We start from the raw sequence: 18263 nt of genomic DNA, 5'->3' as shown, positions 1-18263 counted from the left end.
TTTTTTGAACTCCGCCCCCCCCCCCCCCCTCCCTGCTGTCCCCCCCCCCCCCCGGGGGGCGGGGGCCCCCCCCCGCGAACCTCGGCTGCGAGAGCGTCGTGGCTGATCGCGCCCACGCGGCGGAGCCGCATATCGAAACAGCCCCGCGCCCCTTCGGGGCGCCCCCGCACCGCACTCGTGGTCGGCAGGCCGCAGGCCACCCGGTAGTCTGGTCACATGTCCGAACCGACCGGTGCCGCCCGCCGTCGCGGCCCCTTCCAGGTCGGGGACCAGGTCCAGCTCACCGACCCCAAGGGACGCCACTACACCTTCACGCTCGAAGCCGGGAAGCAGTTCCACACCCACAAGGGTGCCTTCCCGCACGACGAGCTGATCGGTGCCCCCGAGGGCAGTGTTGTCCGTACCACGGGAAACGTCGCCTACCTCGCGCTGCGCCCCCTGCTCCCCGACTACGTCCTGTCCATGCCGCGCGGAGCCGCCGTGGTCTACCCCAAGGACGCGGGGCAGATCCTGGCCTTCGCCGACATCTTCCCCGGCGCCCGCGTCGTGGAGGCCGGTGTCGGCTCCGGCTCCCTGAGCAGCTTCCTGCTGCGCGCCATCGGCGACCAGGGCATGCTGCACTCCTACGAGCGCCGCGCCGACTTCGCCGAGATCGCCCAGCAGAACGTGGAGCGCTACTTCGGCGGCCCGCACCCCGCCTGGCAGCTCACCGTCGGCGACCTCCAGGACAACCTCTCCGACACCGACGTCGACCGGGTCATCCTGGACATGCTCGCCCCCTGGGAGTGCCTGGAGGCCGTCCGCAAGGCACTCGTGCCCGGCGGCATCCTCTGCTGCTACGTGGCCACCACCACCCAGCTCGCGCGCACCGTCGAGTCCATCCGCGAGATCGGCTGCTTCGCCGAGCCGCAGCCGTGGGAGTCGATGATCCGCAACTGGCACGTCGAGGGCCTCGCCGTCCGCCCGGACCACCGGATGATCGGCCACACCGGCTTCCTCGTCACCGCCCGCCGCCTCGCCGACGGCGTCGAGCCGCCGATGCGCCGCCGCCGTCCGGCGAAGGGCGCGTACGGAGAGGACTACGAAGGCCCCAACAAGGGCTGAGCCCCCGGCACCACGCGACCGGCGCCGCCACCGAATCCCGCACACCGCGGAACTCGGCGGCGGCGCCGCTGCGTTGAGGGCGAGCCGCTGTTCCCCGGCGACAAGTCGTATGGCACGATGCGGAAGATCCACGTCCTCGCGCATCCTCAGGAGTCACGTGCACCCTGCCGGGCCGCAGCCCCTCCCGCACGCCCGCCCCCGCCCCGCGCACTGGCTCGGCACCGCCGCCGCGCTCGCCGCCGTGATCGCGGGCACCGCCCTGCTGGGCCCCGGCGACACCACCGCACCCGTGGCGATGCGTTCCCCCGCACCCGACGCCCGCGCCGCCCACTTCCCCCTGGACTGCGGCCGGACGCCCGTGGAGGTCGTCAAGCAGGAGGCAGCGGACCTGGACGGGGACGGCCGTCCCGAAACGGCCGCCGTCGTGCGCTGCCGCGCCGGCGGCGGCACACCGCCCAGCGGCGTCTACGTCCTCGGCGCACCGGCCGCGAAGGGCGAACCGCCCCGCGTCGTCGCCACACTCGTCGACCCGCGGCAGAAGATGAGCGTCACCGCCTTCACCGCGACGGACGACAGGATTTCGGCCACCCTGCTCGGCTACTCCCGGGCGAGCGTGCCGCGATGCTGCCCGGATCTGCGCCGGGCCGTCGAATGGCGGTGGGCCGACGGGAAGTTCGGCCTCACCGCACTTCCCGTCGCAGGGAGTGTGTGAGTCGTCACTCCGCGTCGGGGCCGTGCACCTCGACCCCGTCGGAGACCCGGCGCACGTGGATGCACTCGCCGGGGCACTCCTTCGCCGAGTCCCGGACGTCGTTCAGCAACGTCAGCGGAACGGGAGTCGTGGCACCCTTGTCCTGCAGCAGTTCGTCGTCCGCGCTCTTCACATACGCCAGGCCGTCGATGTCCAGCTCGAAGACCTCGGGCGCGTACTGCACACAGATACCGTCACCGGTGCACAGGTCCTGGTCGATCCAGACTTCCAGCTCGCTGAGGCCTTCGTTCTGCACGGTCGTCTCGCCTGCCGTTTCCTGCGTACGTGAATCAAATGGAGCCAGCCCTGACGGGTGTTGACCGAGTCGACGATACAACCGCCCGCTTTCCGATGTTGATGGGTGGGTATCCCCCTCCCGTGAGGACGTGCGCAAGGGTGAAGATCGGACACACTCCGACCGGGTTTGTGATCTAGGGGTTTCAACCTGCACCGGCCCAGGTAGGGTCAGGAAGCGTCCAGCTCCCCTTGGAGGAGGTGAGGACCGTGGCAGCCCACGACGACGACATGAACCGCGGCATCCGGCCGGGACGAGGGTCCGACGACCCCGCGGGCCAGGTTGCCTATCTTGAGCAGGAGATCGCCGTCCTGCGACGCAAGCTCGCCGACTCTCCGCGTCACACGAGGATTCTCGAAGAGCGCATCGTCGAGCTCCAGACCAACCTGGCCGGCGTCTCCGCACAGAACGAGCGCCTCGCGAACACCCTGCGTGAGGCCCGCGATCAGATCGTGGCCCTCAAGGAAGAAGTCGACCGGCTCGCCCAGCCGCCCGCAGGCTTCGGCGTCTTCCTGCAGGGCAACGAGGACGGCACGGCCGACATCTTCACCGGAGGCCGCAAGCTCCGGGTCAACGTCAGCCCCAGCATCGAGCTCGAGGACCTCAGGCGCGGCCAGGAGGTCATGCTCAACGAGGCGCTCAACGTGGTCGACGCGATGGCCTTTGAGCGGCACGGCGACATCGTCACCCTCAAGGAGATCCTCGAGGACGGCGAACGGGCCCTCGTCATCGGACACACCGACGAGGAACGGGTGGTGAGGCTCGCCGAGCCGCTGCTGGACACCACCATCCGCCCCGGCGACGCCCTGCTGCTGGAGACCCGCTCCGGCTACGTCTACGAAGTCATCCCGAAGAGCGAGGTCGAGGAACTCGTCCTCGAAGAGGTCCCGGACATCGACTACTCCAAGATCGGCGGCCTGGGAAACCAGATCGAGCTGATCCGCGACGCCGTCGAGCTCCCCTACCTCTACCCCGACCTCTTCAAGGAGCACGAACTCCGGCCGCCCAAGGGCGTTCTGCTCTACGGCCCGCCCGGCTGCGGCAAGACGCTCATCGCCAAGGCCGTCGCCAACTCCCTTGCCAAGAAGGTCGCCGAGGTCACCGGCAAGCCCGCGGGGAAGAGCTTCTTCCTCAACATCAAGGGCCCCGAACTGCTCAACAAGTACGTCGGCGAGACCGAACGGCACATCCGGCTGATCTTCCAGCGCGCCCGGGAGAAGGCCAGCGAGGGCACCCCCGTCATCGTCTTCTTCGACGAGATGGACTCCCTCTTCCGCACCCGCGGATCCGGCGTCAGCTCGGACGTGGAGAACACCATCGTCCCCCAGCTGCTCTCCGAGATCGACGGCGTGGAGGGCCTGGAGAACGTCATCGTCATCGGCGCCTCCAACCGCGAGGACATGATCGACCCCGCGATCCTGCGCCCCGGCCGGCTCGACGTGAAGATCAAGATCGAGCGCCCGGACGCCGAGGCCGCCAAGGACATCTTCTCGAAGTACCTCACCCGGACCCTGCCGCTGCACGCCGACGACCTCGCCGAGCACGGGGGAGACGCCCGGGCCACGGTCGACGGCATGATCCAGTCCGTGGTCGAGCAGATGTACGCGGAATCCGAGGAGAACCGCTTCCTGGAGGTCACCTACGCCAACGGTGACAAGGAAGTCCTCTACTTCAAGGACTTCAACTCCGGCGCCATGATCCAGAACATCGTGGACCGGGCCAAGAAGATGGCCATCAAGGCCTTCCTCGACCACAACCAGAAGGGCCTGCGCGTCTCCCACCTGCTCGCCGCCTGCGTCGACGAGTTCAAGGAGAACGAGGACCTCCCCAACACCACCAACCCCGACGACTGGGCCCGCATCTCCGGAAAGAAGGGCGAGCGGATCGTCTTCATCCGCACCCTCGTCACCGGAAAGCAGGGCGCCGACACCGGCCGCTCCATCGACACCGTGGCCAATACCGGCCAGTACCTGTAGCACCGCCGTCCGGCTGCGGATGTCCTTCCCCCGCCCCACGAGGCGGGGGGCTCCCAGGGCGTCCGCGGCCGGTCGTGTTTTTGCCGACCGCGCCCCGCGGGCCCCGGCACGGCACGAACCGGAGCAATGACTGTAATGATCTCCCCAGCGCCGCAAAGCCGTTCTAGGCTTCCTGGTACCGCCGCGCAGCGCGTGGGGGACGCACACGGACCGGAAGCGCAGCGGTACTTGAGCGCGGACCCCATCCCGGGGCGCCGCCGGGCAAGGAGGGCCGCATGACCGTACGGCGAGTAATGGGCATCGAGACGGAGTACGGGATCTCCGTCCCCGGTCACCCGAACGCCAATGCCATGCTCACCTCGTCCCAGATCGTCAACGCCTACGCGGCCGCGATGCACCGGGCACGCCGTGCCCGCTGGGACTTCGAGGAGGAGAACCCGCTGCGGGACGCCCGCGGCTTCGACCTCGCCCGCGAGGCCGCAGACTCCAGCCAGCTCACCGACGAGGACATCGGCCTGGCCAACGTCATCCTCACCAACGGGGCACGGCTCTACGTCGACCACGCGCACCCCGAGTACAGCTCCCCGGAGATCACCAACCCCCGGGACGCCGTCCTCTGGGACAAGGCCGGCGAACGGATCATGGCCGAGGCCGCCGAGCGCGCCGCCCAGCTGCCCGGAGCCCAGCCGATCCACCTCTACAAGAACAACACCGACAACAAAGGCGCCTCCTACGGCACCCACGAGAACTACCTGATGAAGCGGGAGACCCCCTTCTCGGACATCGTGCGCCACCTGACGCCCTTCTTCGTCTGCCGCCAGGTCGTCACCGGCGCCGGCCGCGTCGGCATCGGCCAGGACGGCCACGAACACGGCTTCCAGATCAGCCAGCGCGCCGACTACTTCGAGGTCGAGGTCGGCCTGGAGACCACCCTCAAGCGCCCCATCATCAACACCCGCGACGAGCCCCACGCCGACGCGGAGAAGTACCGCCGCCTCCACGTGATCATCGGCGACGCCAACCTCTCCGAGATCTCCACCTACCTCAAGCTCGGCACCACCGCCCTCGTCCTCTCCATGATCGAGGACGGCTTCATCGCCTCCGACCTCGCCGTCGAACAGCCCGTCCGCACCCTCCACCAGGTCAGCCACGACCCCACGCTGCGCCGCCTGATCACGCTCCGCAGCGGCCGCACACTCACCGCTGTGCAACTGCAGATGGAGTACTTCGAGCTGGCGCGCAAGTACGTCGAGGACCGCTTCGGCGCGGACGCGGACGAGCAGACCAAGGACGTCCTGGGCCGCTGGGAGGACGTGCTCAACCGGCTGGAGCGCGACCCCATGAGCCTGTCCGGCGAGCTCGACTGGGTCGCCAAGCGCGAGCTCCTGGAGGGCTACCGCCGCCGCGACGGCCTGGACTGGGACGCGGCCCGGCTGCACCTGGTGGACCTGCAGTACGCGGACGTCCGCCCCGAGAAGGGCCTGTACAACCGCCTCGCCGCCCGCGGCAAGATGCGGCGGCTGCTGGACGAGACCGAGGTGGCCCGTGCCAGGACGGCCCCCCCGGAGGACACCCGGGCCTACTTCCGCGGCCGCTGCCTGGAGCAGTACGCGGACGACGTGGCCGCGGCCTCCTGGGACTCGGTGATCTTCGACCTCCCCGGCCGCGACTCCCTGCAGCGCGTCCCCACCCTGGAACCGCTGCGCGGCACCCGCAACCACGTCAAGGAGCTCCTGGACCGCTGCCGCACGGCGGAGGAGCTGGTGCGGGTGCTGTCGGGGGGCTGAGCGGGTCTTAAGAACCGGGCGGACCGGGAATCATCCCGGTGGTTCCGGGACGTTGTAGCAAGTGCAGGGCCCGGGCGGGATCCGGCTTGTAGGGTCGATCTTGCGCGGGGATCGCAATCGCACACGGAACTTTCGTCGACACACGAGCGGGGTGAGGGGCATGGCGACAAAGGACACCGGCGGCGGGCAGCAGAAGGCCACGCGTTCGACGGAGGAGGTCGAGGAGCAGGCGCAGGATGCGCAGGCGTCCGAGGACCTCAAGGAGCGGCACGAGAAGCTGTCGGACGACGTGGACTCTGTGCTGGACGAGATTGATGATGTCCTAGAGGAGAACGCGGAGGACTTCGTCCGTAGTTTCGTTCAGAAAGGCGGCGAGTGACCTTCGAATCGAAGGTGACGGGGTGGGATGGTCTGCCGTGTCGGAGGGGATGAAGCGCTGCACGCGGTGTGGCGAGCACAAGCCGCGTGCATGCTTCGCAATTAAACGGACGAACCTGGATGGTCTGCAGCGATACTGCCGTGATTGCAGAACGAAGTATCACTGCACGTCCCTGGAGAGTCCTGGGAAGAAGGTTCGTCTCGGAGCGGACGCGCCCGAAGGGCACAAGCACTGCCGGGGCTGCGGTGAGGTGAAGCCACACGGCCAGTTTCATCGAAAGAGCAGCGCTCCTGATGGCTTGGCCAGCAGATGCAAAGCGTGCAAGGCGTGTGCGGACTCTGCTGGCAACCTTCGCCGCAAGTACGGCATCACCGAAGCTCAGCGCGATGAAATGATCGCGTCGCAGATGGGTCTCTGTTGCATCTGCTTGGCGGCCCCCGCTGTCCAAGTTGATCATTGCCACAAGACCGGTAAGGTCCGAGGCGTACTGTGCTTCAACTGCAATTCAGGCCTTGGACTGTTGAGGGATGACCCGAAGACGATCCATCGGGCAATCGCATACGTGGAAGGAAACTCGTGGAAGCCAACCCTCGTAGCACCGGGCGTCTACCAGCTGCCTTCCTGACGCCCAGCTCCTCGTCGTTCATGGACTTCCTGGCTGCCCACCAGCCAGACCTGCTCCCGCGCAACCGGCAGCTGCCCGCGCAGGGTGTGATCGAGGCGCCGCACGGGACGACGATCGTCGCGGCCTCGTTCCCGGGCGGTGTGGTGCTCGCCGGTGACCGGCGGGCGACGATGGGCAACCTGATCGCGCAGCGGGACATCGAGAAGGTCTTCCCGGCCGACGAGTACTCGGCGGTCGGGATCGCCGGCACGGCGGGTCTCGCCGTGGAGATGGTCAAGCTGTTCCAGCTGGAGCTGGAGCACTTCGAGAAGGTGGAGGGCGTGCAGCTCTCCCTGGAGGGCAAGGCCAACCGGCTCTCCACGATGATCCGCAGCAACCTGGGCATGGCCATGCAGGGCCTGGCCGTGGTGCCGCTGTTCGCCGGGTGGGATGTGGACCGTCAGAAGGGGCGGATCTTCTCCTACGACGTGACGGGCGGGCGCTCGGAGGAGCACGGCTTCGCGGCGACGGGGTCGGGTTCGCTCTTTGCGCGCGGGTCGTTCAAGAAGCTGTTCCGCGAGGATCTGACGGAGCAGCAGGCGACCACGTTGGTGGTGCAGGCGCTGTACGACGCGGCCGACGAGGATTCCGCGACGGGTGGGCCGGATCTGGCGCGCCGGATCTATCCGATCGTCACCGTGATCACCGACGAGGGTTTCCGGAGGCTCACGGAGGCCGAGTGCTCCGAGGTCGTCCGGTCGGTCCACGAGCGGCGGCTGGAGGAGCCGGACGGTCCGCGGGCCGCGCTGCTCTAGGGCTCGTCCGGGGCTTCTTGCATGCTTTCGCCACTGACAGAAAGGGACGGATAGCCGGTGTCGACGCCGTTCTATGTTTCACCTCAGCAGGCCATGGCCGACCGTGCCGAGTATGCCCGCAAGGGCATCGCGCGCGGCCGGAGCGTCGTGGTGCTCCAGTACGACAACGGTGTGGTGTTCGTCGCCGAGAACCCGTCCCGTGCGTTGCACAAGGTCAGCGAGATCTACGACCGGATCGCGTTCGCCGCGGTCGGGAAGTACAACGAGTTCGAGAATCTGCGTATCGGCGGCGTCCGGTACGCGGACCTGCGGGGCTACACCTACGACCGTGACGATGTGACGGCGCGCGGTCTGGCGAACGTCTATGCCCAGACGCTGGGTTCGATCTTCTCCAGTGCGGGCGAGAAGCCGTACGAGGTCGAGCTGATCGTTGCCGAGGTGGGTGCGGGTCCGGAGGACGACCAGATCTACCGGCTGCCGCACGACGGTTCGATCGTGGACGAGCACGGTTCGGTCGCGGTGGGCGGCAATGCGGATCAGATCAGCAGCTATCTCGACCAGCGTCACCGGGACGGGATGACGTTGGCGGAGGCGCTCAAGCTGGCGGTGGAGTCCCTCGCGCGGGACACCAACGGCAGTGAGCGGACGCTGACCGCCGAGCAGTTGGAGGTCGCGGTCCTGGACCGGACGCGGCCGCAGCAGCGCAAGTTCAAGCGGTTGCTGGGTCGTCAGCTGTCGAGGCTGCTGGAGGCGGGGGCCGGGGCGGACGCTTCCGACCTGACGAAGGACGAGTCCGACGCCGACGTGGAGGAGCAGGGTTCGGGGGACTGATTCCCGCCGTTTCTCCGTGGTGCTTGCCGCGCGCCCCGCCGGGTCAACTGCCCGCGGGGCGCGCGGCGTTGTGTGCGGTGGAGCCGCGGGTGACGAGGTGGACGGGCAGGGCGTCGGCGGTGGGGGTGCGGCCGTCGAGGACGGCCATGAGGGCGCGCATGCCGGCTTCGCCGACGGCTTCGGCGGGCAGTCGGACGGTGGTGAGTTCGGGTTCGACGGCGGTGGCGAGGGAGAGGTCGTCGAAGCCGGTGACGGAGACGTCTTCCGGGACGCGCAGGCCGAGTCTGCGGGCGGCTTTGCAGGCGCCGGCGGCGAGGACGTCGCCGTCGCAGACGAGGGCGGTGGGGCGGGGGCCGGGACCGGTGAGGGCGCGTTCGGCGGCCTGGCGTCCGGCGGTGACGTCGAGGGTGGCGGTTTCGGTGCGGACGACGGTGGCTCCGGGGACGGGGCGGAGGGTGTCGGCCAGGGCGCGGGCGCGTACGCGGAAGGTCCAGGAGTCGACGTCGGCGGCGAGGTGGCCGAAGTGGCGGTGGCCGAGGTCGAGGAGGTGGTGGGCGACCTGGCGCATGCCGTCGGCGATGTCGAGGTTGACGGTGGCGGAGGCCTCGGGGTGTTTGGGGTCGCTGTCGAGCATGACCAGGGGGAGGCCGCCGTCGCGGAGGGCGTCGAGGGCGTCGGCGGCCATGGAGGAGGCGATGACGCCGTCGAGGGTGGCCCGGGCCGAGGCGAAGGGGTCGCGGGCGGGGCCGGTGCCGTCGGGGGAGGGGTAGAGGAGGACGCCGGCGCCGTGTTCGGCGGCGACGCGGGCGGCGCCGGTGTGGACGCGGGCGAAGATCTCGTTGGTGAGGGCGGGGACGACGAGCAGGGCGGTGCGGGTGCGGCCGAGGCGCAGGTTGCGGGCGGCGAGGTTGGGGCGGTAGCCGAGTTCGCGGGCGGCGGTGCGGACGGTTTCGGCGGTGCGCTCGGAGACGCGGCCGCGCCATTTGTCGCCCATGACCAGGGAGACCGTCGCCTGGGAGACCCCGGCCGCGCGTGCGACGTCCCGGCTGGTGGGCTTCTCCGGCACCTTGTCCGTCACGGGTGGGGTGTCCCTTTCCTGCCGACCCGCGGTTGGACCCGGGGGTTGCGGCCATGGTACGTATAACTGCTTCAGTTATACGTAAAACCAGCCGGTAACCGGCGGTTCGGCAACAGAGCGTTCACGTTTACGGGGCGCTGACGGACGGAAGGCGGGCCATGGCAGCGGCGGGCGGCGGCTACGGCGACATGCTCAGAACGCGGTACGCGGTACGGCTGCTCACCGGAACCCTGGTGGGACGGCTGCCGAACGCCACCGCGGCGCTGGCGATCGTGCTCTTCGTCCGTGCCCAGGGCGGCAGCTACGCCCTGGCCGGCGGGCTCTCCGCCGTCTACGGCGTGGCCAACGCCGTCGGCCAGCCGCTGCTCGGCCGGGCCGTCGATCTCCGTGGCCAGCTCCGGGTGATGCTGCCCGCGTCGCTGCTGGCGGCGCTCGGCATGACGGTGTTCGCCGTGGTGGGCCTGGAGCCGCTGCCGCTGGCCTACGCGGCCATGATCGTGGCGGGCTTCTTCACGCCGCCGATGGAGGGCGGGCTGCGGGCCCTGTGGCCGTCGGTCCTCAAGGGCAAGGAGGAGCGCATACACGCCGCCTACGCCCTCGACGCCGTCGCCCAGGAGTTCATCTACGTCTTCGGCCCGCTGATCGTCACGGGGCTGATCGCCTGCTGGTCCGAGGCGGGCTCGCTGTTCGTCATCAACGTCCTGGGTGTGCTCGGCACGCTGGCCGTGGTCACCTCGCAGCCCTCGCGGCAGTGGCGCAGCGAGCCGCGCGACGCGCACTGGCTGGGCGCGCTGCGCTCGCCCGGGCTGCGTGTGGTGCTGGCGGCGTTCTTCTTCATCGGCACGGCGATGGGCTCGATCGCGGTCGCGGCGGTGGCCTACGGCGACGTGCACGGCGGCGGCATGGTTTCCAGCTATCTGCTTTCGGCCGTCGGTGTCGGTGCTCTGATCGGTGGTTTCGTCTACGGGGCCCGGCAGTGGCCGGGGACCCCGGAGCAGCGCCTGCGGGTGCTCGCGGCGTCGATGGCCGTGTGCTACCTGCCGCTGCTGCTGGTGCCGGGTGTGGTGCCGATGACGGTGCTCGCCGGTGTGGCGGGTGTGTTCCTCGCGCCGTCGCTGGCCTGTGCGTTCGTCGTGGTCGACCGGCATGCGCCGCAGGGCACGGTGACGGAGGCGTTCTCCTGGCTGGTGACGTCGTTCGGCGTGGGTGCGGCCATCGGTACGGCCTTCGTCGGTCCGGCGGTCGAATACGGCGGCGCCATGGCCGGGTTCGTGGTGGCCGTGGGCGGTGGTGCGGCTGCGACGGCGGTCCTGCTCGGGGCCCGGCGCTTCCTGCAGGCTCCGGTGTCCGTCTCGACGGTCGTGGCGCGGTCGGAAAATGATCGGAACGGGGCTGTCGAACCCGGTTTCAGCGCGGAGCATCAGGCGTAGTGTTCAGGCATGGACCGCCGCATTTTCGGGCTGGAGAACGAGTACGGCGTCACGTGCACCTTCAGAGGACAGCGCCGGCTGTCCCCTGACGAAGTGGCGCGGTACCTCTTCCGTCGTGTCGTTTCCTGGGGCCGCAGCAGCAATGTGTTCCTGCGCAACGGCGCCCGCCTCTACCTCGATGTGGGCTCGCACCCGGAATACGCAACTCCCGAGTGCGACAGCGTGACCGAGCTGGTCACCCACGACAAGGCGGGCGAGCGCATTCTCGAGGGTCTCCTCGTCGACGCCGAGCGCCGCCTGCACGAGGAGGGGATCGCGGGCGACGTCTATCTCTTCAAGAACAACACCGATTCCGCCGGGAACTCCTACGGCTGCCACGAGAACTATCTCGTCGCGCGGCACGGGGAGTTCTCGCGTCTTGCGGACATTCTCATCCCCTTCCTGGTGACGCGGCAGCTGCTGTGCGGCGCGGGGAAGGTGCTGCAGACCCCGCGGGGCGCGGTCTACTGCGTGAGCCAGCGTGCCGAGCACATCTGGGAGGGTGTCAGCTCGGCCACCACGCGCTCGCGCCCGATCATCAACACCCGGGACGAGCCGCACGCCGACGCCGAGCGCTACCGTCGCCTGCATGTGATCGTCGGCGACTCGAACATGTCCGAGACGACCATGCTGTTGAAGGTCGGTGCGACCGATCTCGTCCTGCGCATGATCGAGGCGGGGACGGTGATGCGGGATCTGACGCTGGAGAATCCGATCCGGGCGATCCGCGAGGTCAGCCACGACATCACGGGCAGACGCAAGGTGCGTCTGGCCAGCGGTCGGGAGGCCTCGGCCCTGGAGGTCCAGCAGGAGTACTACGAGAAGGCCGTGGACTTCTGCGAGCGCCGCGGCATCCGCACGGGCACGGTCGAGCGGGTGCTGGAGCTGTGGGGGCGCTCCCTGGAGGCGATCCGGGACGAGGACCTGGACCGCATCGACACCGAGATCGACTGGGTGATGAAGTACCGGCTCATCGAGCGGTACCGGGCGAAGAACAACATCACGATGTCGCATCCGCGCATTGCGCAGATAGATCTCGCCTATCACGACATCCATCGCCGGCGGGGGCTGTACTACCTGCTGGAGAAGCGCGGTCAGGCGGCGCGGGTGTGCAACGACGTCAAGATCTTCGAGGGCAAGTCGGTGCCGCCGCAGACCACGAGGGCCCGGCTGCGCGGTGATTTCATCCGGCGGGCGCAGGAGCAGCGGCGGGACTTCACCGTCGACTGGGTGCATCTGAAGCTCAACGACCAGGCGCAGCGCACCGTGTTGTGCAAGGACCCGTTCCGGTCGGTGGACGACCGGGTGGAGAAGCTGATCGCCGGAATGTGAGCGTCCGGTCATGCGGCAAAGGGCACGGATGTGCGCCGGGTCCACCGGACCCGGCGCACATCCGTGTCGGGCAGGGTTGATCGGTGCGGCACAGGCCGTAGAGTGACGGGCACTGCCCAGCGACCCCCCTAGCCCGAGTTGGACTTCATGAACCACACGAAGAACACGCGTCGCCTCGCCGCGGCTCTGGCCGTGCCCGTCCTGCTGCTCGCCGCTGCGGCGTGCGGGGGCGACGGCGGAGGATCGTCGGAGGCCAAGGTCACGGTGGAGGGGAAGTTCGGCGAGCAGCCCAAGATCTCCACGCCGAAGGGCGCCAAGCCGTCGGACAAGCTGGTCGTCAAGACCCTGACCGAGGGCACGGGCGACAAGGCGGAGAAGGGCTCCTATGTCCGGCTGGACTTCGCCGGGCAGACGATGAAGGACGACAAGCCCCTCGGCGGCACGTGGACCACCCAGGACAAGTCGGGCAAGGGTCCGCGCCGGCAGATGGTCCAGCAGCTGGGCCAGCCGAGCCAGGAGATGCCGGCGAAGGTGCTGGACGCCGTGGTCGGTCAGAAGGCCGGCAGCCGGATCGAGGTCGAGGGCACCGCGAAGGCGCTCATCGGGGACCAGCTCAACCCGCAGGCCGGGGTGAAGCCCGAGGACGGCCTGGTGTGGGTGATCGACGTGGTCGGTGCGCAGAAGGTCGACTCCAAGAGCGAGGCCAAGGGTGAGCAGGCCAAGCCGGAGGAGGGCATGCCCGAGGTGAAGCCGAACTCCCAGAAGGCCGCCGACATCAGCATCCCCAAGGACACCAAGCCTCCGACGGACCTGAAGCAGCAGGTGCTGATCAAGGGCAACGGTCCGGAGATCAAGGCGGGTGACGGCCTGATCGCCCAGTACACGGGCGTGAAGTGGGAGGACGGCCAGAAGTTCGACTCCTCCTGGGACCACTCGGGCGCCACGGCCTTCCAGATCGGCACCGGTTCGGTCGTCCAGGGCTGGGACCAGGGCCTGGTGGGCAAGCACGTCGGGGACCGGGTGGAGCTGGTGATCCCGCCGAAGCTGGGCTACGAGGGCCAGGCGCAGAGCGGTCTGGACAAGAACACCCTGGTCTTCGTCGTCGACATCGTGGGCAAGGTCTGAGAACAGATCGCGATCTGCCAGAATTGCACGGCTGTCCGCAAGAAACGTTCGTAGGAGCACTTTCGTGAACATCGACAAGCCCGAGGTCGACTTCCCGGGCGGCGAGCCGCCGGCCGACCTCGAGATCAAGGACATCTGGGAGGGCGACGGGGCGGTCGCCACGGCGGGCGCCATGGTCCAGGTCCACTACGTGGGCGTCTCCTTCTCCTCGGGCGAGGAGTTCGACGCCAGCTGGAACCGCGGCACCCCGCTGCAGTTCAAGCTCGGTGCCGGCCAGGTCATCGCGGGCTGGGACAAGGGCGTCCAGGGCATGAAGGTCGGCGGCCGCCGCCAGCTGATCATCCCGCCGCACCTGGCCTACGGCGACCGCGGCGCCGGTGGCAAGATCGCGCCGGGCGAGACCCTGATCTTCGTCTGCGACCTGGTCGCCGTCTGAGCAGCGTCGTGATGTGAAGGGCCCGGGGCCCGTGCCTGCGGGCGCGGGCCCTCGGCTTTTGCCGTGGCAGCGGCGAGCGGTACGGTCAGCGGTTGAGAGCACAAGTAGAGAGGGCGTCGATGGCGATTGCCAAGGCCGAGCGGCTGATGAACCTGGCGCTGTGCCTGTTGGGCACCCGCCGGCCGCTCAGCAAGCGGGAGTTGCGGGGATCCATTGAGGCCTATTTGGAGGCCTTCGGGCCGGGCAGCGGTGTCTCCGAGGGCGGGGACGACGCCTTCAACCGGATGTTCGAGCGCGACAAGGACGATCTCCGCGAACTCGGCCTGATCATCGAGACGGTGGAGAGCGCCGACGGTGAATTCGGCTACCTCGCCCGCCGGGACAGCAACCGCCTCCCCCCGGTCACCCTGGACGTCGAGGAGGCCGCCGCCCTCGGCCTCGCCGCCAAGGTCTGGCAGCAGGCCCGCCTCGCCGGTGCGGCCAGCGGTGCGCTGCAGAAGCTGCGCGCCGCCGGGATGCCGGTTGCCGAGGACTCCTACGGCCACCTCGCGCTGGAGCCGCGCATCCCCGTCCACGAGTCGGCCTTCGAGCCGCTGATGCTGGCCGCCCGCGACCGCCGGACCGTCACCTTCGACTACCGCAAGGCCAACGCCGCCCGCCCCGAGCAGCGGCACGTCGAGCCGTGGACGCTGGAGTGCTGGCGCGGCCACTGGTACCTGGCCGGCTGGGACCGCGACCGCAAGGCCGAGCGGGTCTTCCGGCTCTCCCGCATCTCCGGCCGGGTCCGCTCCCGGGCGCTGCCCTTCAGCGCGCCCGTTCCCGACCACGTCACCGTGCGCGAGACGGTCGAGAGCTGGGCCGGCGAGACGGCCACCGGCACCGCCCTGATCAAGGTGCGGGCCGGGCACGGCTATCCGCTGCGCGCCCGGGCCACCGCCACCCGCGACCTGGGCGGCGGCTGGGACGAGCTGGAGATCCCCTACGGCCACGGACTGGACGCCTGGCTGGTGGAGTTCGGCCCGGACGTGATCGTGCTCGAACCGGCCGAGCTGCGGGCCGATGTGATCGACCGGCTGCGTGCCGTGGCCAAGGGCTGAGAGGAACAGGACCGACTACTCATGGCCACCAACGCCATCGACCAGACCCGGCGGATGCTGTCGCTCGTCACCTACCTGCGCGAGCGCCCCGGCGCCCGCGTCGCCGACGTGGCCCGTGCCTTCGGGATCACCGAGGACGAGCTGATCGGCGACCTCGACGTGCTGCCCATGTGCGGCACCAGCTTCCGCGGCGGCGACCTGCTGGACATCGACACCGACGGCGACCGCATCTGGTGGCACAACCCCGATGCCTCGGGCACCAGCACCGGCGAGCCGCTGCGGCTCGCGGCCGACGAGGCCACCGCGCTGCTGGTGGCCGCCCGCGCCGTCGCCACCCTGCCCGGGCTGCGCGAGGGCGACCGGCAGGCGCTGGTCCGCGCCACCGCCAAGATCGAGGCGGCGGCCGGGGAGGCCGCGGGCGCCAGCTCGCGGCTCTCGGTCAGCTTCGAGTCGGAGGGCGGCGTCTTCGCCGAGGTCGACCGGGCCATCTCCGAGCGCCGCAGGCTCTGGCTGCGCTACTACTCGCCCGCGCGCGACGAGCTGACCGAGCGCGAGGTCGACCCGATCCGGCTGTTCGCCGTCGGCCGCACCTACATGGAGGCGTGGTGCCGGCTCACCGAGGCCCGGCGCACCTTCCGGCTGGACCGGGTGGCCGAGATCCGGCTGCTGGACGCGCCCGCCGACCCGCCGCCCGTCGAGCTGCGCGACCTGTCCGAGGCACTGGTCCAGCCCGCCGCCGAGGACCCCGAGGTCGTCATCGAGGTCGGCCCCGGCGGCCGCTGGGTCGCCGAGTACTACCCGCACGACAGCGCCGAGGAACTGCCCGAGGGCGGGCTGCGGATCACCCTGCGCGCCCCCGACCCGGCCTCGCTGCGGCGGCTGGCACTGCGGCTGGGCCGCGACGGGCGGATCGTCTCCCCGCAGGAGCTGGCGGACAGCGCGCGGGATGCGGCCCGCGAGGCCCTCGCGGGCTACGGCGAGTGAGCGGCCACGGCGGGAGGGAGCCGCAGTGAACGGCGTGAAAGGGGATGTGATGGACGGGTGCACGACGGCCGCCGCGGTCTTCAAGGCCGCCTGCCCCGACTGCCGCAGCAGCTTCGAGCTGGCCGCGGGGGCGCTGCGGCTGGCGATCGGCGCCAGCGACCGCACCACCTTCTACTCCTTCACCTGCCCCGACTGCGGCTCCGCGGTGCGCAAGCCCGCGGGGGAGCGGATCGTCGCGCTGCTGACCGGCGGCGGCGTGCGGACGCTGCGGCTCCACATCACCGCCTGACCTGCCTGAACCGCCTGACCTGCCCGTTTTCCCCGTTAGGCTCGTCCCATGCTGTGGCCCATGATCGCCGTCGTCCTCGCCTTCTGCGGTATCGCCGTGCTCGGGGTGCTCTCCGTGCGCGTCTTCGTGGAGGTGAGACGGCTGGCCCGGCAGGTGGCCGACAGCTCGCAGCGCATCACCCGCGCGGCCGAGGAGCTGGAGCGGGCCGCGGTCCCGCTGGCCGCGCAGACCGCCCAGGCGCTCCACCGGGACTGAACCGGGACCAGACCGGCCCTCGTCCGGCACCCTGCTGGGGCCCGGAACCGGACGGGTAGTCTGGTTCCGGCGGCCCTGGTGACGAGGCGGAGGGCCGCAACTGGGAGTATGCAGAGGGATTGCCCGGCGTTCACTGCTGCGCGTTACGATCGCTGCGGTACGTCTGGTGGACATTTGTCCGGTCAGTCGTCAGTCCCACACCCGTCCCGCTTCGGTGAGAAGGTACACGCATATGTTCGGACGGCTCGGCGCCCCCGAGATCATCCTCATCCTCGTCGTGGTCGTGCTGGTCTTCGGCTCGAAGAAGCTCCCCGACATGGCGCGCTCCCTCGGCAAGTCCGCCCGGATCCTCAAGAGCGAGGCCAAGGCGATGCGTTCCGAGGGACAGAACAACGCCTCGGCCCCGGCCGACCCGCCCGCCGACGCCCCGAGCGCCCGTACCATCAAGGCTGCCCCCGGCGACGTGAGCTCCCGCCCGGTGAACGAGCCGAGCGACCGCACGACGCAGCACTGAACCGGGCAATGATCAGGACGGCGTTTTTTGCCGCCGTCTGCCGCACGAGATAGGGACGTGGGTTGGCCAACTCTGCCCGCAAGAAGGTGAAGGACCCCGAGGGCCGGATGCCCCTCGTGGAGCACCTGCGCGAGCTGCGCAATCGCCTCGCGAAGTCCGTGGTCGCCATTGTCGTGGTGGCCGTGGTGGCGGCCTTCTACTACAAGGACATCATCGAGGTCTTCAAGCATCCGATCCAGCAGGCGATCGGCTGCCAGGTCTCCTTCTCCGAGCTGTCGCAGAAGGACGCCACCAAGACCTGCGGCAACATCACCATGTCGGGCCTCGTCGGGCCCTTCACCCTCATGGTGAAGGTCTCGCTGGTCTCCGGCCTGGTGCTGTCCAGCCCGGTCTGGCTGTACCAGCTGTGGGCGTTCCTGGCGCCCGGGCTGCACAGGAACGAGAAGAAGTACGCACTCGGCTTCGTCGCCGCCGGTGTCCCGCTCTTCGGGGCCGGCGCCTACTTCGCGTACTGGGCCCTGCCCGCGGCCGCGAAGGTCCTCATCGACTTCACGCCGCAGGGCGTCACCAACCTGCTGCCGCTCGACGAGCTCATCGACCTCGTCACGCGCCTGGTGGTCGTCTTCGGCCTCTCCTTCGAGCTGCCGCTGCTGCTGATGATGCTCAACTTCGGCGGCATCCTCACCGGGCGCCGGATGCTCGGCTGGTGGCGTCCCATGGTCATGGGCGTCACGGTCTTCGCCGCGGTGGCCACGCCGACCGTGGACCCGTTCTCGATGTTCCTGCTGGCCGGCCCGATCATCGTGCTCTACTTCATCGCCGTCGGCATCGCGCTGGTCAACGACAAGCGCAAGCAGAAGGCGAACCCGGACCGCGACCTGTCCGACGACGAGGCGGCCCCGCTGGACCTCACCCCGCAGTCCATCGGTGACAGCGAACCGCTGCCCGCCCTGCCGGAGCAGCCGTCCGCCGACGGCGCGCACAGCACCGGCCGGTCCGGGTACGACGACGTGACCTGACGCACAAGGCCCTGACGAGGGGCGGTGGGCGGGGACGGGCGCCCCCCCCCAACGCGGGTGCGAAAAAGTGGGGGGACCCCCCCGCAAACGAGAGCGGGGGGGGGGGGCAAAGTGTTTTTTGGT

20 protein-coding genes are annotated in these 18263 nt (G+C 69.6%); 18 read left to right on the top strand and 2 right to left on the bottom strand.

Annotated elements, in window-relative coordinates; genetic code table 11:
- Positions 1-216: 216 nt before the first annotated feature.
- Both ACWD4B_RS31240 and ACWD4B_RS31235 read left to right on the top strand, forming a co-directional pair.
- A complete protein-coding gene (locus ACWD4B_RS31240; protein WP_171080361.1) occupies positions 217-1104 on the top strand; it encodes a tRNA (adenine-N1)-methyltransferase in 888 nt (295 codons plus the stop codon).
- Positions 1105-1261: 157 nt separating this feature from the next.
- Positions 1262-1816: a hypothetical protein gene (locus ACWD4B_RS31235; RefSeq protein ID WP_451423911.1), complete on the top strand. Its 555-nt coding sequence runs from the start codon at positions 1262-1264 to the stop codon at positions 1814-1816.
- 4 nt (positions 1817-1820) lie between these two features.
- Here the strand turns inward: ACWD4B_RS31235 and ACWD4B_RS31230 are convergent, their stop codons facing one another.
- Entirely contained in the window at positions 1821-2111 is a 291-nt protein-coding gene (locus ACWD4B_RS31230) for a ferredoxin (protein WP_336414241.1), read from the bottom strand.
- Between the two features lie 248 nt (positions 2112-2359).
- Here ACWD4B_RS31230 and arc point away from each other — a divergent pair, with 248 nt between their 5' ends.
- The 6 genes from arc (at position 2360) to prcA (ending at position 8542) form a co-directional block, all read left to right on the top strand.
- Complete coding sequence (gene arc / locus ACWD4B_RS31225) at positions 2360-4126, top strand: proteasome ATPase (protein ID WP_451423910.1); 1767 nt, start codon at positions 2360-2362, stop codon at positions 4124-4126.
- A 275-nt stretch (positions 4127-4401) separates the two neighbouring features.
- A complete protein-coding gene (gene dop, locus ACWD4B_RS31220; RefSeq protein ID WP_390778956.1) occupies positions 4402-5913 on the top strand; it encodes a depupylase/deamidase Dop in 1512 nt (503 codons plus the stop codon).
- Positions 5914-6073: 160 nt separating this feature from the next.
- Positions 6074-6292 carry a ubiquitin-like protein Pup gene (locus ACWD4B_RS31215; RefSeq protein WP_020939002.1) on the top strand — a complete coding sequence of 73 codons (219 nt, stop codon included), beginning with the start codon at positions 6074-6076 and terminating at the stop codon, positions 6290-6292.
- 49 nt (positions 6293-6341) lie between these two features.
- Entirely contained in the window at positions 6342-6917 is a 576-nt protein-coding gene (locus ACWD4B_RS31210) for an endonuclease VII domain-containing protein (protein WP_451423912.1), read from the top strand.
- Positions 6869-7711: a proteasome subunit beta gene (gene prcB / locus ACWD4B_RS31205; RefSeq protein ID WP_451423909.1), complete on the top strand. Its 843-nt coding sequence runs from the start codon at positions 6869-6871 to the stop codon at positions 7709-7711. The genes ACWD4B_RS31210 and prcB overlap by 49 nt, the downstream gene beginning before the upstream one ends.
- Positions 7712-7768: 57 nt before the next feature.
- Positions 7769-8542 (top strand): proteasome subunit alpha, encoded by a 774-nt coding sequence (gene prcA / locus ACWD4B_RS31200; protein ID WP_451423908.1) that lies wholly within the window; start codon positions 7769-7771, stop codon positions 8540-8542.
- A 43-nt stretch (positions 8543-8585) separates the two neighbouring features.
- Here prcA and ACWD4B_RS31195 read toward each other — a convergent pair whose 3' ends face one another.
- A complete protein-coding gene (locus ACWD4B_RS31195) occupies positions 8586-9620 on the bottom strand; it encodes a LacI family DNA-binding transcriptional regulator (RefSeq protein WP_451423907.1) in 1035 nt (344 codons plus the stop codon).
- Positions 9621-9778: 158 nt separating this feature from the next.
- Here ACWD4B_RS31195 and ACWD4B_RS31190 point away from each other — a divergent pair, with 158 nt between their 5' ends.
- From ACWD4B_RS31190 to tatC, 10 genes are all read left to right on the top strand, one after another.
- Positions 9779-11050, top strand: a complete 1272-nt coding sequence (locus ACWD4B_RS31190) for an MFS transporter (protein ID WP_336414246.1) — start codon at positions 9779-9781, stop codon at positions 11048-11050.
- A gap of 9 nt (positions 11051-11059) precedes the next feature.
- Positions 11060-12421, top strand: coding sequence for a Pup--protein ligase (gene pafA / locus ACWD4B_RS31185; protein ID WP_171080349.1), 1362 nt, complete (start codon positions 11060-11062; stop codon positions 12419-12421).
- 147 nt (positions 12422-12568) lie between these two features.
- The gene (locus ACWD4B_RS31180) at positions 12569-13546 is read left to right on the top strand and encodes an FKBP-type peptidyl-prolyl cis-trans isomerase (protein ID WP_451423906.1); all 978 of its coding nucleotides are present in this window, start codon (positions 12569-12571) and stop codon (positions 13544-13546) included.
- Between the two features lie 64 nt (positions 13547-13610).
- On the top strand, positions 13611-13982 hold the full coding sequence (locus ACWD4B_RS31175; protein ID WP_336414248.1) for an FKBP-type peptidyl-prolyl cis-trans isomerase: 372 nt from the start codon (positions 13611-13613) through the stop codon (positions 13980-13982).
- 119 nt (positions 13983-14101) lie between these two features.
- On the top strand, positions 14102-15079 hold the full coding sequence (locus ACWD4B_RS31170) for a helix-turn-helix transcriptional regulator (RefSeq protein WP_451423905.1): 978 nt from the start codon (positions 14102-14104) through the stop codon (positions 15077-15079).
- A gap of 21 nt (positions 15080-15100) precedes the next feature.
- Positions 15101-16063, top strand: coding sequence for a helix-turn-helix transcriptional regulator (locus ACWD4B_RS31165; protein WP_171080341.1), 963 nt, complete (start codon positions 15101-15103; stop codon positions 16061-16063).
- Positions 16064-16112: 49 nt separating this feature from the next.
- Positions 16113-16352, top strand: a complete 240-nt coding sequence (locus tag ACWD4B_RS31160; RefSeq protein WP_336414387.1) for a hypothetical protein — start codon at positions 16113-16115, stop codon at positions 16350-16352.
- A 48-nt stretch (positions 16353-16400) separates the two neighbouring features.
- Positions 16401-16607: a hypothetical protein gene (locus ACWD4B_RS31155; RefSeq protein ID WP_336414250.1), complete on the top strand. Its 207-nt coding sequence runs from the start codon at positions 16401-16403 to the stop codon at positions 16605-16607.
- A 232-nt stretch (positions 16608-16839) separates the two neighbouring features.
- Complete coding sequence (gene tatA, locus ACWD4B_RS31150) at positions 16840-17121, top strand: Sec-independent protein translocase subunit TatA (RefSeq protein WP_336414251.1); 282 nt, start codon at positions 16840-16842, stop codon at positions 17119-17121.
- A gap of 62 nt (positions 17122-17183) precedes the next feature.
- Positions 17184-18140 carry a twin-arginine translocase subunit TatC gene (gene tatC, locus ACWD4B_RS31145; RefSeq protein ID WP_451423904.1) on the top strand — a complete coding sequence of 319 codons (957 nt, stop codon included), beginning with the start codon at positions 17184-17186 and terminating at the stop codon, positions 18138-18140.
- The last annotated feature ends 123 nt before the right edge of the window (positions 18141-18263 follow it).

Source organism: Streptomyces sp. NPDC002536 (assembly GCF_053594995.1).
The sequence above is the reverse complement of the archived record's forward strand: the minus strand, read 5'-3'. Positions and strand labels throughout refer to the sequence as shown.